Consider the following 18867-nt stretch of genomic DNA (forward strand, 5'->3'; position numbering starts at 1 on the left):
CCTCAGCCGGCGGCGGCGTCGCCGCGCCCCTGCAGGTTGCGGTGCAGGATGGAATGGAACTCCTCGGCGAAGTCCTCGTACTTGCCGAGCAGCCGTGACGATTCGGCCGACAGCCGGTTGTAGAAGATCACCGCGGGGATGGCGGCGAACAGGCCCATGGCGGTGGCGATCAGCGCCTCGGCGATCCAGGGCGCCACCGTGGCCAGGGTGGCCTGCTGGGCCATGGACAGCGACTGGAAGGAGCCCATGATCCCCCAGACGGTGCCGAACAGCCCGATATAGGGGCTCGAGGACGCCACCGTGGCCAGGAACACCAGATGCAGGTTGAGGCGGTCTTCCTCGCGGGACCAGGCCACGCGCATGCTGCGTTGCACGCCGTCGAGGATCGCCTGGGGGCTCTTGGTCTTGGGCATCAGGCGATTGAACTCGCGAAAGCCGGCCCGGAAGATGTGCTCGGCGCCCAGGGTGTCCTGCTCGGCGGGCGTCTCGCGATACAGTTCGTTGAGGTCGACCCCGGACCAGAAGCGACCCTCGAAGTCGCGGTGGGCCTTGCGGGCGCGGCGCATCACGAAGCTGCGCTGGAAGATCACCACCCAGGACAGCAGTGAGCCCAGCAGCAGCAACAGCATCACCGCCTGGACCACGCCGCTGGCGTTCATGATCAGGTGGGGGATGGACATGGCGTCGTTCACGGGAATCCTCGTCGTCTCGTCGGAGTCAGTCTTGGGAAGGCGCCGGGGCGCGATCGTCCGGGGCCAGGCCGAAGTGCTGCCAGGCCTGGCGGGTCACCACCCGACCGCGGGCGGTGCGCATCATCAGCCCCTGCTGGATCAGGTAGGGCTCGATGACGTCCTCGATGGTGTCGCGCTCCTCGCCGATGGCCGCGGCCAGCGAGTCGACGCCCACCGGGCCGCCGTCGAACTTCTCAATCATCGCCAGCAGCAGCCGGCGGTCCATGTGGTCCAGGCCATGATGGTCGACGTGGAGCATGTTGAGCGCCAGGTCGGCGATCTCGGCGTCGATGTGGCCGCCGCCGCGCACCTCGGCGTAGTCCCGCACCCGGCGCAGCAGGCGGTTGGCGATGCGCGGAGTGCCGCGGGAGCGCCGCGCCACTTCCCGGGCGCCCGCCTCGTCGGCGGCCACGCCCAGCAGCCGCGCCGAACGGGCGACGATCTCGCTGAGCTCGTCGATGGAGTAGAACTCCAGGCGCTGGACGATGCCGAAGCGGTCGCGCAGCGGCGAGGTCAGAAGCCCGGCCCGGGTGGTGGCACCGACCAGGGTGAAGGGCGGCAGGTCGAGCTTGATCGAACGCGCCGCCGGCCCCTCGCCGATCACGATGTCGAGCTGGAAGTCCTCCATGGCGGGATAGAGGATCTCCTCGACCACCGGCGACAGGCGATGGATCTCGTCGATGAACAGCACGTCGCCGGGCTGCAGGTTGGTGAGCATGGCCGCCAGGTCGCCGGCGCGCTCGAGCACCGGCCCGGAGGTCGACTTCAGCCCCACGCCCATCTCGGTGGCGACGATGTTGGCGAGCGTCGTCTTGCCGAGCCCCGGCGGGCCGAACACCAGGGTATGGTCGAGGCTCTCGTCGCGGCCCCGGGCGGCATGGATGAAGATCTCGAGCTGCTCGCGGACCCGCGGCTGGCCGATGTAGTCGGCCAGGTGCTTGGGCCGGATGGCATGATCCAGGTGGCCTTCGCCCTCGCGGCTGTCGGCCCCGATCAGGCGATCAGTCTCCAGCATGAGCCCCCTCCGCCGGCATCGGGATGAAGAAAAGCGACACCTCGCGCATGGCCATCATCCCGCCATGCGGCGGGCGAGCGCCGCCTTGATGATCGCCTCGGTGCTGCCCTCTTCCTCGAGGCCGCCGAGCATGCGCGCGGCCTCGGCGGGCTTGTAGCCGAGGCTGACCAGCGCCGCCTCGGCCTCGGCCAGCGGATCCTCCCGCGGCGCCGGCGTGGCGTCGCCATCGACGCCGGGCACGGCGACCGTTTCGCCGCCCTCCCAGTGGGGAAAGCGGTCGCGCATCTCGACGATTAGCCGTTCGGCGGTCTTCTTGCCCACGCCGGGCAGGCGCGTCAGCGCCTTGACGTCATCGTCCATCACGCAGCGAATGAAGGCATCCTCGTCCATCCCCGAGAGGATGGCCAGGGCCAGCTTGGGGCCCACGCCGTTGACCTTGATCAGGGCGCGGAACAGCGCCCTCTCCTGCTCGCGGGCGAAGCCGTAGAGCAGATGGGCATCGTCGCGGACGGTGAGATGGGTGTGCAGCGCCACCTCCTCGCCGAGCCCGGGCAGCGCCACCAGGGTGGTCATGGAGGCCTCCAGCTCGTAGCCGACGCCGGCCACGTCCACCAGCAGCCAGGGGGGCTGCTTGTCCACCAGGGTGCCTCGCAAGCGTCCGATCATGGTATGTCACTGTCCTTGAAGATGAATCCGCGGCACGTTGCGCTCACTATACTGGTCCCCCCGACGCCATGCCAGCCCGCGAAACGGCGTTCGACAACCTTTCCGGTGTCGCCGAATCGCGACGTCACTCCGGGCGAAAGTCGCGCCATGACGCGCCCTTGCCGCGGCGTCGCCCGCCGCCATAGCTGCCCTCGCGGATCAGCCCGAGCCGCGCGTGAGCGTGGGTCAGGGCGATGGCCAGGGCGTCGGCGGCATCCGCCTGGGGCGTGCCGGACAGCCCCAGGATGGCGGTCACCATGTGTTGCACCTGGGCCTTGTCGGCGGCACCGCCGCCGGTGACCGCCTGCTTGATCTGGCGCGGCCCGTACTCGCTGACCGGCAGGCCGTGGTTGGCGGCGCAGACGATGGCGGTGCCGCGCGCCTGACCGAGCTTGAGCGCCGAGTCGGCGTTCTTCGACATGAACACCTGCTCGATGGCGAACTCGCCGGGCCCGTGCACGCCGATCAGCTCGGCGATGCCGGCATAGACCTGGGCCAGGCGCTGGGCCAGGTCGTCGCCCCGGGTGCGGATACAGCCACTGGCCACGTACTGCGGCCTGGGCTGCGTGACGTCCAGCACCCCGTAGCCGGTGATCCGCGAGCCCGGATCGATACCCAGGATCAGCATGGCGAGCCTGTTGCGCGATAGGCGTTCGCGATGTCAACCGGGATGAGCGCCGGGGACAAGACGAAGCGAGGTTCTTTTGGCCATGGATGGCAAAAGAAGCGCCCATGGATGGGTTTACCGCGTCCTCGCGGAGGCTTGTTGCCGGAACAGCTCATCGTCCCCCTCGGGCTCTAGTCATCGTGCAACTCGTCGAGGATGGCATCATTGCCGGTTCGACAGCGCATTGGTGTCGGTTTTCAATCGTGCAGCTCATGCATGATGGCATCGGTGCCGAGTCGAGAGCGCATTGGTGCCCGTTTTCAATCGTGCAGCTCGTCGAGGATGGCATCATTGAAGTCCGCATTGGTGTAAACATTCTGCACATCGTCCAGGTCCTCGAGCATGTCGACCAGCTTGACGATGCGACGGCCCAGGTCGACGTCATCGATGCGGGAGTAGTTGTCGGGAAACAGCCCGACGTCGCTGGCCTCGGGCACGATGCCCGCGTCGGCCAGGGCGTCCTTGACCGTGCCGAAGGCCTCCGGCGTGGTCACCACTTCCAGCCGGCCATCCTCGAGGCTCTCGATGTCCTCGGGCTCGGCGGCCAGGGTGGCCTCCATGGCCGCCTCCTCGTCGATCTCTTCCGGTAGGGTCAGCCGGCCCTGCTTATGGAACATGAAGGCCACCGAACCGGAGGTGCCGAGGTTGCCGCCATGCTTGTTGAAGGCATGTCGCACCTCGGAGACAGTCCGGTTGCGATTGTCGGTCATCGCCTCGACCATCACCGCCACGCCTTCGGGGCCATAGCCCTCGTAGACGACCTCTTCCATGTCGTCGCCGTCGGTGTTGCCGGCGCCGCGGTCCACCGCCCGCTGCACGGTGTCCTTGGGCATGTTGTTGCCAAGCGCCTTGTCCATGGCGGCGCGCAGGCGCGGATTGTCCTCCGGGTCGCCGCCGCCCTGCCGCGCGGCCACGGTCAGCTCGCGGATCAACTTGTTGAAGATCTTGCCGCGCTTGGCGTCCTGGGCCGCCTTGCGGTGCTTGATATTGGACCATTTGCTATGGCCGGCCATATTCCCTCCTTCGCGGGTCGTGAATGAGAGGACGGCAGAAACGACACCGGCGCCTCAGGGGCGCCGGTGCGATGACGGTCGAGCCGGCGGCTTACTCGCCGGCGGTCTCGGCCTTGGCCTTCTGGCGCAGGCGAATGTTGAGCTCCTTGAGCTGGTCGCCGCTGACCTCGCCCGGGGCGTCGGTCATCAGGCAGGCCGCGCTCTGGGTCTTCGGGAAGGCGATCACCTCGCGGATGGTGCGGGCACCGCTCATCAGCATCACCAGGCGATCGAGGCCGAAGGCCAGGCCACCGTGGGGCGGCGCGCCGTACTGCAGGGCGTCGAGCAGGAAGCCGAACTTCTCGCGGGCCTCTTCCTCGCCGATGCCGAGCAGCTCGAGCACACTCTGCTGCATGGCCTGGTCGTGGATACGGATCGAGCCGCCGCCCAGCTCGGTGCCGTTGAGCACCATGTCATAGGCCCGGGACAGGGCCTCGGCCGGATTGGCCTTGAGCGTCTCCACGTCGCAGGACGGCGCGGTGAACGGGTGGTGCAGGGCCTGCAGGCGAGCGCTGCCATCGTCCTCGAACATCGGGAAGTCGACCACCCACAGCGGCGCCCACTCGGCGGTGTAGAGCTCGAGGTCCTCGCCCAGCCGGACGCGCAGCGCGCCCAGCGCCTCGTTGACGATGTTGGCCTTGTCGGCGCCGAAGAAGATGATGTCGCCGTCCTCGGCGCCGACGCGATCCAGCAGCTGCTCGACCACGCCTTCCATGAACTTGACGATCGGCGACTGCAGGCCCTCGAGGCCCTTGGCACGCTCGTTGACCTTGATCCAGGCCAGGCCGCGGGCGCCGTAGATGCCGACGAACTTGGTGTATTCGTCGATTTCCTTGCGGGTCAGGGTGGCGCCGCCCCTGACCTTGAGCGCGGCCACGCGGCCGTCATCGGCGTTGGCCGGGCCGGAGAACACCTTGAAGTCCACGTCCTTCATCAGGTCGTCGACGTCGGTGAGCTCCAGCGGGATGCGCAGGTCCGGCTTGTCGGAGCCGAAGCGCTGCATGGCCTCGGCGTAGGGCATGCGCGGGAACTCCGGCAGCTCGACGTCCAGCACCTCCTGGAACAGGTTGCGCACCATGTTCTCGGTGATCGCCATGATGTCCTCCTCCTCGACGAAGGAGGCCTCCAGGTCGATCTGGGTGAACTCGGGCTGGCGATCGGCGCGCAGGTCCTCGTCGCGGAAGCACTTGGCGATCTGGTAGTAGCGGTCGAAGCCGGACACCATCAGCAGCTGCTTGAACAGCTGAGGCGACTGCGGCAGCGCGAAGAAGCTGCCCGGGTGGGTGCGGCTCGGCACCAGGTAGTCGCGAGCACCTTCCGGCGTGGCGCGGGTCAGCACCGGGGTCTCGATGTCCAGGAAGCCCTGGTTCTCGAGGTAGGCGCGCACGCTGTGGGAAATCCGCGAGCGCAGGCGCAGCTTCTCGATCATCTCCGGGCGGCGCAGGTCGATGTAGCGGTGCTTGAGGCGCACTTCCTCGCCGACCTTGCCGTGCTCGTCGAGCTGGAACGGCGGCGTGGCGGCGGTGTTGAGGACTTCCACATCCTTGGCCAGCACCTCGATCAGCCCGGTCGGCATGTTCGGGTTCTGGGTACCCTCGGGGCGCAGGCGCACGCGGCCGCTGATGCGCAGCACGTATTCGCTGCGGGCGCGGTCGGCATTGGCGAAGGCCTCGGCGGTGTCGGGGTCGACCACGACCTGGGCGATGCCGTCCCGATCGCGCATGTCGAGGAAGATGACCCCGCCATGGTCACGGCGGCGATGCACCCAGCCGCACAGGGTGACCGTCTGATCCACCATGGTCTCGTTCAGCTGGCCGCAATAATGGCTGCGCATGTCGTATCCTGTCTTGTTGCGTGAAATGAAGTAGCTGACAGCCTGGCGGACTCGCGATCGATCGCGTCCGACAGGCTGCAGGGCGGCGGACGCGGTCAGGCCGCCGCCCCGTCCTTGCTCGACGACCCGGATGCCGCCTCGTTGCCACCGGCCAGGTTCTTCTTGCTGCCGGTCTTGAAGTCGGTCTCGTACCAGCCGCCGCCGGCCAGGCGGAAGCCGGCCGCGGAAATCAGCCGACCGAGCTCGGCCTGGTCGCAGGCGGGGCAGTCGCTGAGCGGCTCGGCACTCACCTTCTGCAGCTTCTCCAGGCGATGGCCGCAGGCCTTGCACTCGTATTCGTAGATGGGCATGGTTTGGTCTCCCGGTAACGACGTCCCTTGGGCAATGCGACGCCGCAACCTCGCTCGGTCGCGGTGCGTTGTGCGATATAGGGTCGGGCGGCCGATATTCCAAGCCCGCCTCGAAAGCCCGGTATTATAGCCTGCCGACGGGCCTCAGGCCCAGCCCCGGGCGGTGCCAAACCCCCTTCACCGACAGGAAGTCCGCCATGCATGCCGTGATTCTCGATGCCGCCAGCCTGGGTGACGATATCGACCTGACGCCGATCCGCGAGCGGGTCTCCCGCCTCGACGTGCACGACTTCACCGAGCGCGACTCGGCCGTCGCCCGGCTCGCCGGCGCCGAGGTAGCCATCGTCAACAAGGTCGTCCTCGACGCCGAGGCCCTGGCCGCCCTGCCCGACCTCCGGCTGATCTGCGTGCTGGCCACCGGCACCAACAACATCGCCATGGCCGAGGCCAAGCGACGCGGCATCGCGGTGCGCAACGTCGCCGCCTACGGCACGGCGAGCGTGGCCCAGCACACCCTGATGCAGTTGCTCGCCCTGGCCGGCCGCCTGCCCCGCTATCAGCGCGATGTGGCCGCTGGCCGCTGGGGCGAGAGCGCCTTCTTCTGCCTGATGGACCACACCACCCTGCAGCTCGAGGGCAAGCGACTGGTGATCGTCGGCCAGGGCGAGCTCGGCACCCGGGTCGGCCAGCTTGCCGAGGCCTTCGGCATGGACGTGGTCTTCGCGGCGCGTCCCGGTGCCGAGCAGGATGCCCGCCCCGCCCTCGCCGAGCTGGCCCCGAGCGCCGACGCCATCAGCCTGCACTGCCCGCTGACCGAGGCCAGCCGGCACCTGGTGGATGCCGACCTGCTGGCCCGGCTCAAGCCGCAGGCGCTGCTGGTCAATTGCGCCCGTGGCGGCATCATCGATGAACTCGCGGCGCTGGCCGCCCTGCGCGACGGGCGACTGGGCGGCCTGGCCGTCGACGTGCTGCCCGACGAGCCGCCCCGCGACGGACATCCGCTGATCGATGCCTTGAGCGAACCGCTCAACCTGATCGTGACCCCGCACAGTGCCTGGATCAGCCCTGAAGCTCGGCAGCGCATCGTCGAGCTCACGGCCGATAACCTGACGGCCCCCCTTCCTTCCTAATAACACCTCTCCACCAAGGTTGGCTTGGTGGTTTGAAAACAATAGATAACGGTATAAGTATCATATTTTCGTCAGCTTCCGGCTTGCGAAGGCCGTCCTGGCCCTCGATACTTTCGCCGTTATCGCTATACCTCCAAGCCTCTCATCCGGATGACGGCATGCTGCACAACTTCGGCTCGATCAATCTCGATCATTTTTATCGCGTCCCCCACTTGGTCATGCCCGGCGAGACGCTGACCAGCCTCGGCTATCGCGTCGGCCTCGGCGGCAAGGGCGCCAATCAGTCGCTGGCCATGGCAAAAGCCGGTGGCCGCGTGCGCCATTGGGGTCGCCTCGGCCGCCAGGACGCCTGGGCACGCAGCCTGCTCGAGGCCGCCGGGGTAGACGTCGACGCCATCGCCCTGGTGGACGAGCCCGGCGGCCATGCCATCATCCAGGTGGATGAACGTGGCGAGAACGCCATCCTGCTCTCCCCCGGGGCCAACCACGGTTTCACCGAGGCGGAGCTCGACGCCCGCCTCGCCGACACGGCCCCCGGTGACTGGCTGCTGGCCCAGAACGAGTGCAACGCCCTGCCCCGGGTGCTGGCCGGCGCCCGGGAGCGGGGGCTCAAGGTCGCCTTCAACCCCGCGCCGATGACCGCCGAGGTCGCCGACCTGCCCCTGGAGGCGTGTCGACTGCTGTTCGTCAATCGCGGCGAGGCGGAAGCGCTGGTGGGCTTGCCCGGCGGCAGCGACGCCGCGGCGCTGCTCGACGCCCTGGCCGAGCGACTGCCAGACACCGAGACGGTACTGACCCTGGGCGCCGACGGCGCCTGGTACCAGCACGCCGCCACGCGCCACTTCCAGCCGCCCTTTCCGGTCGCCGCCGTGGACACCACCGCCGCCGGCGATACCTTCATCGGCTACTACCTGGCCGCCGTCCAGGCCGGCCACTCCCCGGCGACCTGCCTGACCCGCGCGGCCGCCGCCGCGGCGCTGGGCGTGCAGCGTCACGGCGCCGCCGACAGCATTCCCGCCGTCGCCGAGGTGGAGCAATGGCTCCGCGGCGGCGCCAACGACCACTGACGCCCGCGAGGAGCCTTCATGCCAGAGCCGATCATCTTCGATACCGATCCGGGGGTCGACGACGCCCAGGCCATCGCCATCGCCCTGCGCCACCCGGACATCGAACTGCTGGGGATGACCACCACCTTCGGCAACGTCGACGTCGGTACCGCGACGAACAATGCCCTGCTGCTGGCCGAGCTCGCCGGCGAGCGGGTCCCGGTGGCCCGGGGGGCCGCGGCGCCGATGGTCAAGCCGCGACATCCGGCCCCGGCGCACATCCACGGCGCCAACGGCCTGGGCGATATCATGCTGCCATCGGTCACGGGCCGGGCGGATCCCCGCAGCGCCGCCCAGTTCATCATCGACACCGTCGACGCCCGGCCCGGCGAGGTGACGCTGGTGGCGGTCGGCCCCCTCGGCAACCTCGCCGCCGCCCTGCAGCTGGACCCGACCCTGCCGGACAAGGTCAAGGGCGTGGTGGTAATGGGCGGCTCGATCCGCGAGGGAGGCAACGTCACCCCGGTGAGCGAGGCCAACATCTTCAACGATCCCCATGCCGCCCAGCGGGTCCTCACCGCCGGCTGGCCGCTGACCCTGGTCGGGCTGGATGTCACTCACCGCTGCGTGCTCGGCCCCGACCACATGACCCGCATCGCCGCCGGCCAGGGCGCGCTGGGCGAGGTGCTCGCCGGCAGCTATGCCTTCTACCGCGACTTCTATCGCCAGATGCTCGGCATCGACGGCTGCTGCCCCCACGACAGCCTGGCCCTGGCCTGGCTGGTGTGCCCGGCACTATTCACCACCGCCCGCGGCCACCTGACCGTGGCCACCGAGGGCGAGGCCGAGGGCCAGACCATCTTCGCCCCCGAGCATCGCGGCTACCTCGCGCCGCGCTGGTCGCACACGCCGCTGGTCGACGTCTGCCTGGGCGTCGACGGCGAGGCCGTGGTCGAGTGGATCACCCAGACCCTCGAGTAGCGACGCGCCGCCGGACGACGCAGGGCGGATCACGGTCAGCCCGTGGTGAAGTCGTCCGGCGCCTCTCCCCGCACCTCTTCGCGCTCGACGTCACGGACCCGCGCCTCCGGCGGGCCCTGCCACAGCCAGTCGCAGACCTCTTCCACCGCCTCGCGGGGACCGCACAGCAGCACCTCGACGCGCCCGTCGGCGAGGTTGCGGGCGTGGCCGGTGACGCCTGCCTGCCGCGCCCGCTGCTGGGTGGCGCGGCGATACCAGACGCCCTGAACCTTGCCGCCCACCAGGGCCTTGATGCAGTACTCACTCATGCGTCCTCCTTCCCTGTCATGGCCCGAATAGCCGACTCGCCCTCTTCCCGGCAGCCCCATGGCCAGGGCTTCCCGGGTAGTGGGCGATGCTCTAGTCTTCAAGGTGTCACACAGGCGTTCGCCTGGCCACAAGCCGGTTCGGCGCCGCGATATCGCCCACCCATGGCGATTCCCGACAGTATCCTCACGAGGGAGATACCTCCATGCCGGTCTTCGACCACCCCGAATTCGATCATCATCAACAGGTCGTCCATGGCAGCGACGAGGCGAGTGGCCTGCGCGCCATCATCGCCATCCACGACACCCGGCGCGGCCCGGCGCTCGGCGGGCTGCGCATCTTCCCCTACGCCAGCGAGGCCGACGCCCTGACCGACGTGCTGCGGCTGTCGCGGGGCATGACCTACAAGTCGGCGCTAGCCGACCTGCCGCTGGGCGGCGGCAAGGCGGTGATCATCGCCGACCCGCGCCGCGACAAGACGCCGGACATGCTACGCGCCATGGGACGGCTGGTGGAATCCCTTGGCGGGCGCTACGTGACCGCCGAGGACTCCGGCTCCAGCGAGGCCGACATGCGGATCATCGCCGAGACCACCGCCCACGTGGGCGGCCTCGGCCATGGCGGCGCCTCCGGCGATCCCTCGCCCTTCACCGCCCATGGCGTCTTCTGTGCGTTGCAGAGCGCCGTGCGCCACGGCCTGGATCGCTCGGAGCTCGCCGGCCTGCGGGTGGCCATCCAGGGCATCGGCCACGTCGGCGCCCACCTCGCCCGGAGGCTCCACGCGAGCGGTGCCCGGCTGGTGCTGACCGACGTCGATCGCGACGCCCTGGAAAGGCTGGCGGAGGAGTTCGGCGCCGAGACCGTCGCGCCGGACGCCATCGTCGATGCCGAGGTGGACGTCTTCGCGCCCTGCGCCATGGGCGCGGCCCTGACGCCCCGGGCGGTGGAGCGGCTCAAGGCAGGGGTGGTGTGCGGGGCGGCCAACAACCAGCTGGCGAGCCCCGAGGTGGCCGAGCAGTTGATGGCCCGCGGCATCCTCTATACGCCCGACTACGTGGCCAATGCCGGCGGCGTGATCGAGATCGCCTGGCAGCGCCGCGACGACTACCGTCGCGAAGCCGTCATGGCGCACATCGAGGGCATCGGCTCGACCCTGGACGCGATCTTCGCACGCGCCTCGCGGGAGCGCCGTAGCCCCGCGCTGGTGGCCGACGACCTGGCCCGGGAGCGCTTCCGGGCCACGCCATGATCCCCTGCCGCGATGCGCGTCAGGGCGTGTCGCGGCGCTTTCCGCCGCTGGCCTGCGCGTCGTCTTGCGGAGCCTCGCTCTCCCGAGCGCCGGCCTCCTCGTGTTCGGGCGTATCCGTCGACGCCTGGCCGTCGGCCTTGCGACGCCACGTCGGACGGTGCCAGCCGCGCGCGGCTGGCGCGTCTTCCTCGACCAGCTCGTGGCGCACGCGTACCGCGGTATTGCGCGGGATTACCTCCCGCCCGCGGGCCAGCAGCAGGCTCTTGGTGAAGGCCGCGCCGAACAGCAGGATCAACGAGGAGTAGTAGACCCACAGCAGGATCAACACCACCGAGCCCGCCGCCCCGTAGGTGGAGGCGGTGGCCGTGTAGGCCAGGTAGGTGGCGATGGCGCTGCGTCCCAGGGTGAACAACAGGGCCGTGACCACGGCCCCCACCAGCACGTCGCGCCAGCTCAGCACCACGTCCGGCAACAGCCGGAAGATGGTGGCGAACAGCGCGCTCACCAGCGCCAGGGAGACCAGGAACTCGACGCTGGACGTGAGGGTGCCGACGAACGGCAGCAGGTTGTCCGCGGCGCGCAGCAGCGACTGCACCACCACGCCGAGCATCAGTGATACCAGCAGGATGAAGCCGATGGCCAGCACCACCGCCATCGACAGGGTCCGCTGCTTGAGCAACAGCAGCAGGCTGTTGACCCGGGGATGGGCGGTCACGCCCCACAGGCTGTTCAGGGAATACTGCATCTGGCCAAACACCGTGGTGGCGCCGACCAGCAACGCGCCGATGCCGAGCAGCGTCGGCAGCAGGCCGGATGTCTCGATGCGCGACTGGGCCACGGCATCCTGGACCGCCTCGGCCGCCGCGGTGCCCATGGTGCCCTGGAGCTGGGCGACGATCTGGCCCTGGGCCGCCTCCTCGCCGAGCACCAGGCCGATCACGGTGACCGCGATGATGATCGTCGGCGCCAGGGAAAACAGCGTATAGAAGGCCAGTGAGCCGGCATAGCTGAAGGCGTTGCACTCCACCCACAGCTTGACGGCGTCGCGCAGCACGCCCCACCAGAAGCCCAGGGTCTGCTTGGTCCGGTTCCACATCGCTGATGTCCTCGCGTCAACACTTCCTTGTCGCCCCCAGCATACCGGACCCGGACAGGCCCTGCAGGCGGGACACCGGGGCCTGGCCAACGCCTCGCCCACGTGGCGGCTCCATCGCGCTGGCGTCGGCGAGCAAGGCCGGCACAGCATTGCACGGCCCGGGAGGGCTCACCATAATGGGCGTTTTTCCCGCCGGAGCCCTGCCATGTGTCCGCCCCCGGACGCCGATTCGTCCTCCCCCGACTTCGACTGCCTGGTCTTCATCGGCCGCTTCCAGCCTCCGCACCTGGGGCACCTGGCGGTCATTCACGAGGCACTCAAGCGGGCTCGGCAGGTCATCGTGCTGGTCGGCTCCGCCTGGCAGGCGCGCTCGCTGCGCAATCCCTGGCGCTTCGACGAGCGGCGCCGGATGCTGAGGAGCGCCTTCGACGCGGACGACAACGCCCGCCTCGAGATCGTGCCGCTGCTGGACGCGCTCTACAACAACGACGTCTGGGTGCGCGACGTGCAGCGCAAGGTGCGGGACATCGCCTCGCCGAGCCAGGCGAGGCTGCCGCGCATCGGCCTGATCGGCGCCAGTCGCGGCCAGTCCAGCTACTACCTGTCGCTGTTCCCCCAGTGGGAGTCGGTCAGCGTGCCGATGGTCGAGGGCATCTCGGCCAGCCAGATCCGCGAGCGGCTGTTCCGCTCGCCCATGGCCGCGGCGGACTACGCCAGCGCCGGGGCCTCCCACGACCTGCCGCCGGGGGTGGTGCAGAGCCTCAGGGGCTTCCTGGAGACCGAGGCCTTCGAGCAGCTGGTGGAAGAGCAGGGCCTGCTCGAGCAGTATCGCCAGGCCTGGGCCCAGGCCCCCTACCCGCCGGTGTTCGTCACCGCCTGCGCGGTGGTGGTGCAGTCGGGCCACGTGCTGCTGGTCAAGCGCACCGCGGCCCCCGGCAAGGGGCTCTATGCCCTGCCCGGCGGCTTCATCAGCCCCCAGGAGCGGCTGCTCGACGCCTGCCTGCGCGAGCTGCGTGAACGGGTCAGGCTCAAGGTGCCGGAACCGGTACTCAAGGGCTCGCTGCGCGGCCAGCGGCTGTTCGACGAGCCGCATCGCAGCTGGCGGGGACGCACCCTGGCGGAGGCCTTCTACTTCGCGCTGCGTCCGGAGCAGCAGTTGCCCCGGCTCAAGCCCGTCAAGGGCGGCGACCACGCCCGCTGGGTGCCGCTGGCTGACCTGGAGCCCGACGCCCTGTTCGAGGACCACTTCTTCATCATCCAGAACTTCCTGGGCCTGCCCGCCGACTTCAGCGGCCCGTGATCAAGGCAATGCAGCAGAACCATGGGGCAGCCCCTGCAGCCCCAAACTCCTAAAAGGTCGGGATTGCCGTCACAGCGATGACCAGGTGGGGACGCCGAGTCCGGTCACCGCCGGAACACGGCGACCGGAGTGTAGCCTGCTACATGAGGATAGCGACGGCCCGACGTTTCGGCAGCGCCGGTGGCCGAGCCATCGAGCGCAGCAGGAAATCCCGCCTTTTTCAGGCCTGAAGGAAATCCCGCGGCAGCTTCATCATCTGCCGCCAGAGCTTCTCGACGCCGGGCTTGTGCACCAGCGAGCAGCGGTAGAGTCGAATCTCGAGCGGCACGTCGTGCTTCTCCTCCCCGGCCCTCACCAGCCGACCGCTCTTGAGTTCCTCGCGAATGCAGAAGTCGGGAATCCAGGCCATGCCCAGCCCCTGCAGCACCATGCCCTTGAGGCCCTCGGCCATGGCGGTCTCGTAGACGGTGCGCAACCGCATGCGCAGCGGATCGTTCTTGAGCAGCATGCGCACGCTGCGGCCCAGGAAGGCGCCCTGGGTGTAGGCCAGGTAGGGCACCGACTCGCTGCCCTCCAGCGGAAACACCGGCCGCCCCTGCTCGTCGGGCAGGCAGACCGGCAGCATCTTGACCTGGCCGATCGAGAAGGAGGGAAACACCTCGGCATCGAGCTGCATGCTGGCGTAGGGGTCATAGTAGGCCAGCATCAAGTCGCAGTTGCCCTCGCGCAGCACATGGATGGCGTCCCCCACGTTCATCGCCACCAACCGGGTGGGCAGCTCGCCCAGCCCTTTCTGAAGGCGCGAGATCCAGGGCGGGTAGAAGCTCAGCGCCAGGGAGTGCGCGGCGACGATATCGAGCGCCTCGTTGGCCATGGACAGCCCACGCAGGTGCCCCAGGCTCTCGTTGAGCTGCTCGACCATGTTGCGGGCGGTGACCAGGAACAGCTGGCCCTCCGGGGTGAGGTCCACCGGCGTGGTGGAACGATCGACCAGCGTCACGCCGACGGCCTGCTCGAGGGAACGGATCCGCCGGCTGAAGGCGGGCTGGGTCACGTGGCGCTGGCGCGCCGAGGCGGAAAAGCTGCGGGTATTGGCCAGGGCGACGAAGTCTTCCAGCCACTTGGTCTCGAGGTTCACCACGACTCCCGATCACGAATGCGTAAAGGCCCCGGGCAACGACGACGCCGCGACCCGACGTCAGCCACTGTCCGGCCGGCCTCCCGTCCGGGGTGCCAAGCGGCTAATTTACCCCAGCCGAGGCGGGGACCCAAGGCGCGTCGCCTCGATCGCCGTTCACTGCACCGGCGAGAACAGATAGGCGGCCCGGGACACCAGCTTGCGCCACAGGGCACGACGACGGATCTCTTCCAGCGAAACACGGCGGCAGACGGCGAGGTCTCGCTCGAGCATCTCCTCGACCTCGGCGGCGAAGCGGCGATCCGCCACGAAGGCCGTGACCTCGAAGTTGAGGCGGAAGGAACGGTTGTCCAGGTTGACCGTCCCCACGCAGGCCGCCGCCTCGTCGATCAGGATCACCTTCTGGTGCAGGAAGCCGGGCTGATAGCGGTAGACCTTGACCCCGGCGCGCAGCATGTCGGGCAGGAAGGAGAACGCGGACAGGAACACCAGCAGGTGGTCGGGGCGCTCGGGCATCATGATGCGCACGTCGACCCCGCGCATGGCCGCCAGGCGCAGCGCGTCCTGGACGCTGTGATCCGGCACGAAGTAGGGGCTGGTGATCCACAGCCGCTCCCGGGCGCTGTGGATGGCGTGCTGCACCAGCAGGCTGGCGGTCTCCTGGGGATCCGCCGGCCCGGAGGGCACGATCACCACGTTCTGGCATTCCTCGCAGGTCACCACCGGCGTCCAGTCGAGGCGGATCACCTCGCCGGTGGCCCAGTGCCAGTCCTCCCAGAAGGCCTCCTGGAGGCCCAGCACGCTGGGGCCGGCGAGCTTGAGGTGGGTGTCCCGCCAGTGCCCGTGGCGCGGATGCTCGCCCAGGTACTCGACGCCGACGTTGTGGCCCCCGACCCAGCCCTCGCGCCCGTCGACCACCAGGATCTTGCGGTGGTTGCGGAAGTTGAGCTGGAAGCGATGGCGAAGCCCGCGGGACGAATGGAAGGCGCTGACCTCGATGCCCGCCTCGCGCAATTCGCGCAAATAGCGGTCCGGCAAGGCATGGCAGCCGATCTCGTCGTACAGGAAGCGCACCCGGACACCGCGCCGGGTAGCGGCCTGCAGGCGCTGGCTGAGCTCGGCACCCAGGGCGTCGTCGCGCACGATGAAGAACTGGATCAGGATGTACTCGCGGGCGGCGTCGATGCCGGCGAACAGGCTGTCGAAGGTGGCCCGGCCGTCCACCAGCAGCTCGGCGCGATTGCCGCTGGTCAGCGGCATCATCGCCAGCTGCTCCACGGCGCGCACGTCGGACTCCTTCGCCCCGGCCAGGAAGGGCGCCAGCCGATCGCGATAGCCGGCCAGCACGCGGCGCAGCACGGTGTCGCGCTCCCCCCGGGCCGAGACATAGCCATAGAAGCGCGGGCGGCCGAACACCCAGTAGGCCGGCACCGCCAGATAGGGCACGGTGAGCAGCGACAGGATCCAGGCGATGGCCCCCTGGGAGGTGCGCGCCGACATCAGCGCCTGCACCGCCGACAGCATGCCGAGCACGTGGACCATCAGGATCAGCAGGCCGAACAGCCAGGATGCCATGGTGACTCCCTTTCCGTGGGATGGAGGCGGATGGAATGCGATATCCAGCATACTCACAACGACGACGGCCCCGCCAGAGGGCGGGGCCGTCGAATCGGTGCACGACGCTCGGGGTCAGGCGCGCTCGGCGATGATCTCCTTCCATTTCGCCGGGCCAGTCTGGTGCACCGAGGTCCCCGCGCTGTCCACGGCCACGGTCACCGGCATGTCCTCCACCTCGAACTCGTAGATGGCCTCCATGCCCAGGTCCTCGAAGCCGACGACACGAGCCGCCTTGATCGCCTGGGACACCAGGTAGGCCGAGCCACCCACCGCCATCAGGTAGACCGCCTGGTTGTCGCGGATCGCCTCGATGGCCGCCGGGCCGCGCTCGGCCTTGCCGACCATGCCCTGCAGGCCGGTCTGTTCGAGCATGGTGCGGGTGAACTTGTCCATACGCGTCGCCGTGGTCGGGCCGGCCGGGCCGACCACCTCGTCGCCGACCGGATCCACCGGGCCGACGTAGTAGATGAAGCGCCCCTTGAGGTCCACCGGCAGGCTCTCGCCCTTGGCGATCATGTCGACCATGCGCTTGTGGGCGGCGTCGCGGCCGGTCAGCAGCTTGCCGTTGAGCAGCAGGGTGTCGCCGGGCTGCCAGCTCTGCACCTCTTCCGGGGTGATCGCATCCAGGTTGACGCGCTTGACGTTGTCGCCGGCCTCGCGGGTGATCTCCGGCCAGTCCTCGAGCTTGGGCGCCGGCAGGGCCGCGGCCCCGCTGCCGTCCAGCGTGAAGTGGGCATGGCGGGTCGCCGCGCAGTTGGGGATGATCGCCACCGGCTTGTTGGCGGCGTGGGTCGGGTAGTCCTTGACCTTGATGTCGAGCACCGTGGTCAGCCCGCCCAGGCCCTGGGCGCCGATGCCGGTCTGGTTGACCTTGTCGTAGAGCTCCAGGCGCAGCTCCTCGGCACGATTGGACGCCCCACGGGCCTGCAGCTCCTGGATGTCGATGGGCTCGAGCAGCGCCTCCTTGGCGATCTCCATGGCCTTCTCGGCGGTGCCGCCGATGCCGATGCCGAGCATGCCGGGGGGACACCAGCCGGCGCCCATCTTGGGCAGTTGCTCGAGCACCCAGTCGACCACGTTGTCGGACGGGTTGAGCATGGCGAACTTCGACTTGGCCTCGCTGCCGCCGCCCTTCGCCGCCACGTGCACCTCGACGGTGTCGCCGGGCACCAGCTTGTGGTGGATCACCGCCGGGGTGTTGTCCTTGGTGTTGGCGCGCTTGCCGTCCGGATCGGCCAGCACCGAGGCGCGCAGGACGTTGTCGGGCAGCTGGTAGGCCCGGCGCACGCCCTCGTTGATCATGTCGTCGAGGCTCATGTCGGTCTCGAAGCGCACGTTCATGCCGACGTGGACGAAGACGGTGACGATGCCGGTGTCCTGGCAGATCGGCCGATGACCGGTGGCGCACATCCGCGAGTTGATCAGGATCTGGGCGATGGCGTCCTTGGCCGCGGGGTTCTCCTCGCGCTCGTAGGCCGCCGCCATGGCGTCGATGAAATCCTTGGGATGGTAGTAGGAGATGTACTGCAGGGCATCGGCGACGCTCTGGATGAGGTCATCCTGGCGGATCACGGTCATGGGCAAGACGCTCCATTGGTGGGTCGACACGCCCGCTTCTGGTCGGCCGTCGGCCGGTGGCGGGCTCGAACGGAGCGGAATTATACCGCACTTGCCCTCCCGCGGCAGTGTCGGCGAGCTTAGCGGAGTAATGAAAGGCGCGGAGATAACGGTATAAAAATAGCAAGGAGGCACCGCCGGCGACTCAGTCCGGCTGGCAGGACGGGCAGCGATAGAGCCGCCGCGAGGCCACACTGAGCTTCTCGATCGGCGCCTCGCAGCGATGGCACGGCAGCCCTTCGCGCTCGAAGGCGGCGAAGCGCCAGCGTTTGCGACTCCGGCCCTCGCGCCGGTCATTGGCGGCCCAGTCGTCACGGTTGGTCACCCCGCCGGTCTCATAGGAGCGGTGCGTCAGGGCCAGCATCTGTTCGGCCAGTTGCCGACGCTGATCGTCCGCCAGGTCGACCGGCCTGGCCCGATGCGAGAGCGCGGCGAAGAACAGGATCTCCGAGCGCAGGTAGTTGCCGAGCCCGGCGACCAGCGACTGGTCCAGCAGCAGGCCGCCCAGCCGACGCCCGCGCCAGCGCGGGTCCATCAGGCGCTGGACGATGGTGTCGCCCGTCACCCCATGGGTCAGCAGGTCGGGCCCCAGCCGCGACAGGAACGGATGCTCGTGCAGGCGGCCTGCGTCCCACAGCGACACGTCGGAGGCGCTGTAGAGGCTCGCCATGCGATCCCCGGCGGTCAGGCGCACGCGCAGCGAGCGCCGGGTATCCGGCTCGCGCTCGGCGTCGTGCAGCTTCCACACGCCGTAGAGCTGATTGTGGGCATAGAGCACTCGCCCGTCATCGAAGCGGGTCAGCAGCGCCTTGCCCCAACTGTCGACCGCCCTCACCTCGCGGCCGATCAGCGAGCCGGCCTGGTCCGCCAGCTCGGGAAACGCGAACCAGGCGTCGTCGAGGCGACGCCCGGCGATGTGGTCATGCAGCGCGTCGGCGGCACGACGAATCTCGGGGCCTTCCGGCATGCTCTCTCCTCACGACACCTTCCATAAAAACCCGGTGCTGCCTGACAGGCGACGGGCGTAGCCGGT

18 protein-coding genes are annotated in these 18867 nt (G+C 69.0%); 5 read left to right on the top strand and 13 right to left on the bottom strand.

The window, feature by feature from the left end; all coding sequences use genetic code 11:
• Window positions 1-2: 2 nt before the first annotated feature.
• The 7 genes from tolQ to ACXAFN_RS16955 all read right to left on the bottom strand — a co-directional run bounded on the left by tolQ (window position 3) and on the right by ACXAFN_RS16955 (window position 6354).
• Window positions 3-680: a protein TolQ gene (tolQ, locus tag ACXAFN_RS16925; RefSeq protein ID WP_474991057.1), complete on the bottom strand. Its 678-nt coding sequence runs from the start codon at window positions 678-680 to the stop codon at window positions 3-5.
• Window positions 681-717: 37 nt separating this feature from the next.
• A complete protein-coding gene (ruvB, locus tag ACXAFN_RS16930) occupies window positions 718-1746 on the bottom strand; it encodes a Holliday junction branch migration DNA helicase RuvB (RefSeq protein ID WP_474990618.1) in 1029 nt (342 codons plus the stop codon).
• A gap of 54 nt (window positions 1747-1800) precedes the next feature.
• Window positions 1801-2412, bottom strand: coding sequence for a Holliday junction branch migration protein RuvA (gene ruvA / locus ACXAFN_RS16935; RefSeq protein ID WP_474990620.1), 612 nt, complete (start codon window positions 2410-2412; stop codon window positions 1801-1803).
• A 124-nt stretch (window positions 2413-2536) separates the two neighbouring features.
• Window positions 2537-3079 carry a crossover junction endodeoxyribonuclease RuvC gene (gene ruvC, locus ACXAFN_RS16940; protein ID WP_474990622.1) on the bottom strand — a complete coding sequence of 181 codons (543 nt, stop codon included), beginning with the start codon at window positions 3077-3079 and terminating at the stop codon, window positions 2537-2539.
• Window positions 3080-3378: 299 nt separating this feature from the next.
• The gene (locus tag ACXAFN_RS16945; RefSeq protein ID WP_474990623.1) at window positions 3379-4131 is read right to left on the bottom strand and encodes a YebC/PmpR family DNA-binding transcriptional regulator; all 753 of its coding nucleotides are present in this window, start codon (window positions 4129-4131) and stop codon (window positions 3379-3381) included.
• 91 nt (window positions 4132-4222) lie between these two features.
• Window positions 4223-6004: an aspartate--tRNA ligase gene (aspS, locus tag ACXAFN_RS16950; RefSeq protein WP_474990625.1), complete on the bottom strand. Its 1782-nt coding sequence runs from the start codon at window positions 6002-6004 to the stop codon at window positions 4223-4225.
• 95 nt (window positions 6005-6099) lie between these two features.
• Entirely contained in the window at window positions 6100-6354 is a 255-nt protein-coding gene (locus tag ACXAFN_RS16955; RefSeq protein WP_474990627.1) for an FmdB family zinc ribbon protein, read from the bottom strand.
• Between the two features lie 197 nt (window positions 6355-6551).
• Here ACXAFN_RS16955 and ACXAFN_RS16960 point away from each other — a divergent pair, with 197 nt between their 5' ends.
• The 3 genes from ACXAFN_RS16960 to ACXAFN_RS16970 all read left to right on the top strand — a co-directional run bounded on the left by ACXAFN_RS16960 (window position 6552) and on the right by ACXAFN_RS16970 (window position 9511).
• Window positions 6552-7484 carry a D-2-hydroxyacid dehydrogenase gene (locus ACXAFN_RS16960; protein WP_474990629.1) on the top strand — a complete coding sequence of 311 codons (933 nt, stop codon included), beginning with the start codon at window positions 6552-6554 and terminating at the stop codon, window positions 7482-7484.
• A gap of 158 nt (window positions 7485-7642) precedes the next feature.
• Window positions 7643-8551 carry a ribokinase gene (locus ACXAFN_RS16965; protein ID WP_474990631.1) on the top strand — a complete coding sequence of 303 codons (909 nt, stop codon included), beginning with the start codon at window positions 7643-7645 and terminating at the stop codon, window positions 8549-8551.
• 18 nt (window positions 8552-8569) lie between these two features.
• Window positions 8570-9511, top strand: coding sequence for a nucleoside hydrolase (locus tag ACXAFN_RS16970; RefSeq protein ID WP_474990633.1), 942 nt, complete (start codon window positions 8570-8572; stop codon window positions 9509-9511).
• A 35-nt stretch (window positions 9512-9546) separates the two neighbouring features.
• Here ACXAFN_RS16970 and ACXAFN_RS16975 read toward each other — a convergent pair whose 3' ends face one another.
• Complete coding sequence (locus ACXAFN_RS16975) at window positions 9547-9819, bottom strand: acylphosphatase (RefSeq protein WP_474990635.1); 273 nt, start codon at window positions 9817-9819, stop codon at window positions 9547-9549.
• 203 nt (window positions 9820-10022) lie between these two features.
• Between ACXAFN_RS16975 and ACXAFN_RS16980 the strand changes: the two genes are divergently transcribed.
• On the top strand, window positions 10023-11066 hold the full coding sequence (locus tag ACXAFN_RS16980; RefSeq protein WP_474990637.1) for a Glu/Leu/Phe/Val family dehydrogenase: 1044 nt from the start codon (window positions 10023-10025) through the stop codon (window positions 11064-11066).
• A 19-nt stretch (window positions 11067-11085) separates the two neighbouring features.
• On the opposite strand, the gene ACXAFN_RS16985 is transcribed toward ACXAFN_RS16980, so the two are convergent.
• Window positions 11086-12162, bottom strand: coding sequence for a YihY/virulence factor BrkB family protein (locus tag ACXAFN_RS16985; protein ID WP_474990639.1), 1077 nt, complete (start codon window positions 12160-12162; stop codon window positions 11086-11088).
• A gap of 205 nt (window positions 12163-12367) precedes the next feature.
• Between ACXAFN_RS16985 and ACXAFN_RS16990 the strand changes: the two genes are divergently transcribed.
• Window positions 12368-13462 (top strand): bifunctional nicotinamide-nucleotide adenylyltransferase/Nudix hydroxylase, encoded by a 1095-nt coding sequence (locus ACXAFN_RS16990; protein WP_474990641.1) that lies wholly within the window; start codon window positions 12368-12370, stop codon window positions 13460-13462.
• Between the two features lie 220 nt (window positions 13463-13682).
• Here the strand turns inward: ACXAFN_RS16990 and ACXAFN_RS16995 are convergent, their stop codons facing one another.
• The 4 genes from ACXAFN_RS16995 to nei form a co-directional block, all read right to left on the bottom strand.
• Window positions 13683-14600 (bottom strand): LysR substrate-binding domain-containing protein, encoded by a 918-nt coding sequence (locus tag ACXAFN_RS16995; protein ID WP_474990643.1) that lies wholly within the window; start codon window positions 14598-14600, stop codon window positions 13683-13685.
• A gap of 156 nt (window positions 14601-14756) precedes the next feature.
• On the bottom strand, window positions 14757-16175 hold the full coding sequence (cls, locus tag ACXAFN_RS17000; protein WP_474990645.1) for a cardiolipin synthase: 1419 nt from the start codon (window positions 16173-16175) through the stop codon (window positions 14757-14759).
• 114 nt (window positions 16176-16289) lie between these two features.
• On the bottom strand, window positions 16290-17795 hold the full coding sequence (locus tag ACXAFN_RS17005) for a fumarate hydratase (RefSeq protein WP_474990647.1): 1506 nt from the start codon (window positions 17793-17795) through the stop codon (window positions 16290-16292).
• Window positions 17796-17979: 184 nt separating this feature from the next.
• Window positions 17980-18801 carry an endonuclease VIII gene (gene nei, locus ACXAFN_RS17010; protein ID WP_474990649.1) on the bottom strand — a complete coding sequence of 274 codons (822 nt, stop codon included), beginning with the start codon at window positions 18799-18801 and terminating at the stop codon, window positions 17980-17982.
• Window positions 18802-18867 lie beyond the last annotated feature (66 nt).

It is taken from the genome of Halomonas sp. ABH4_019, from assembly GCF_056159885.1.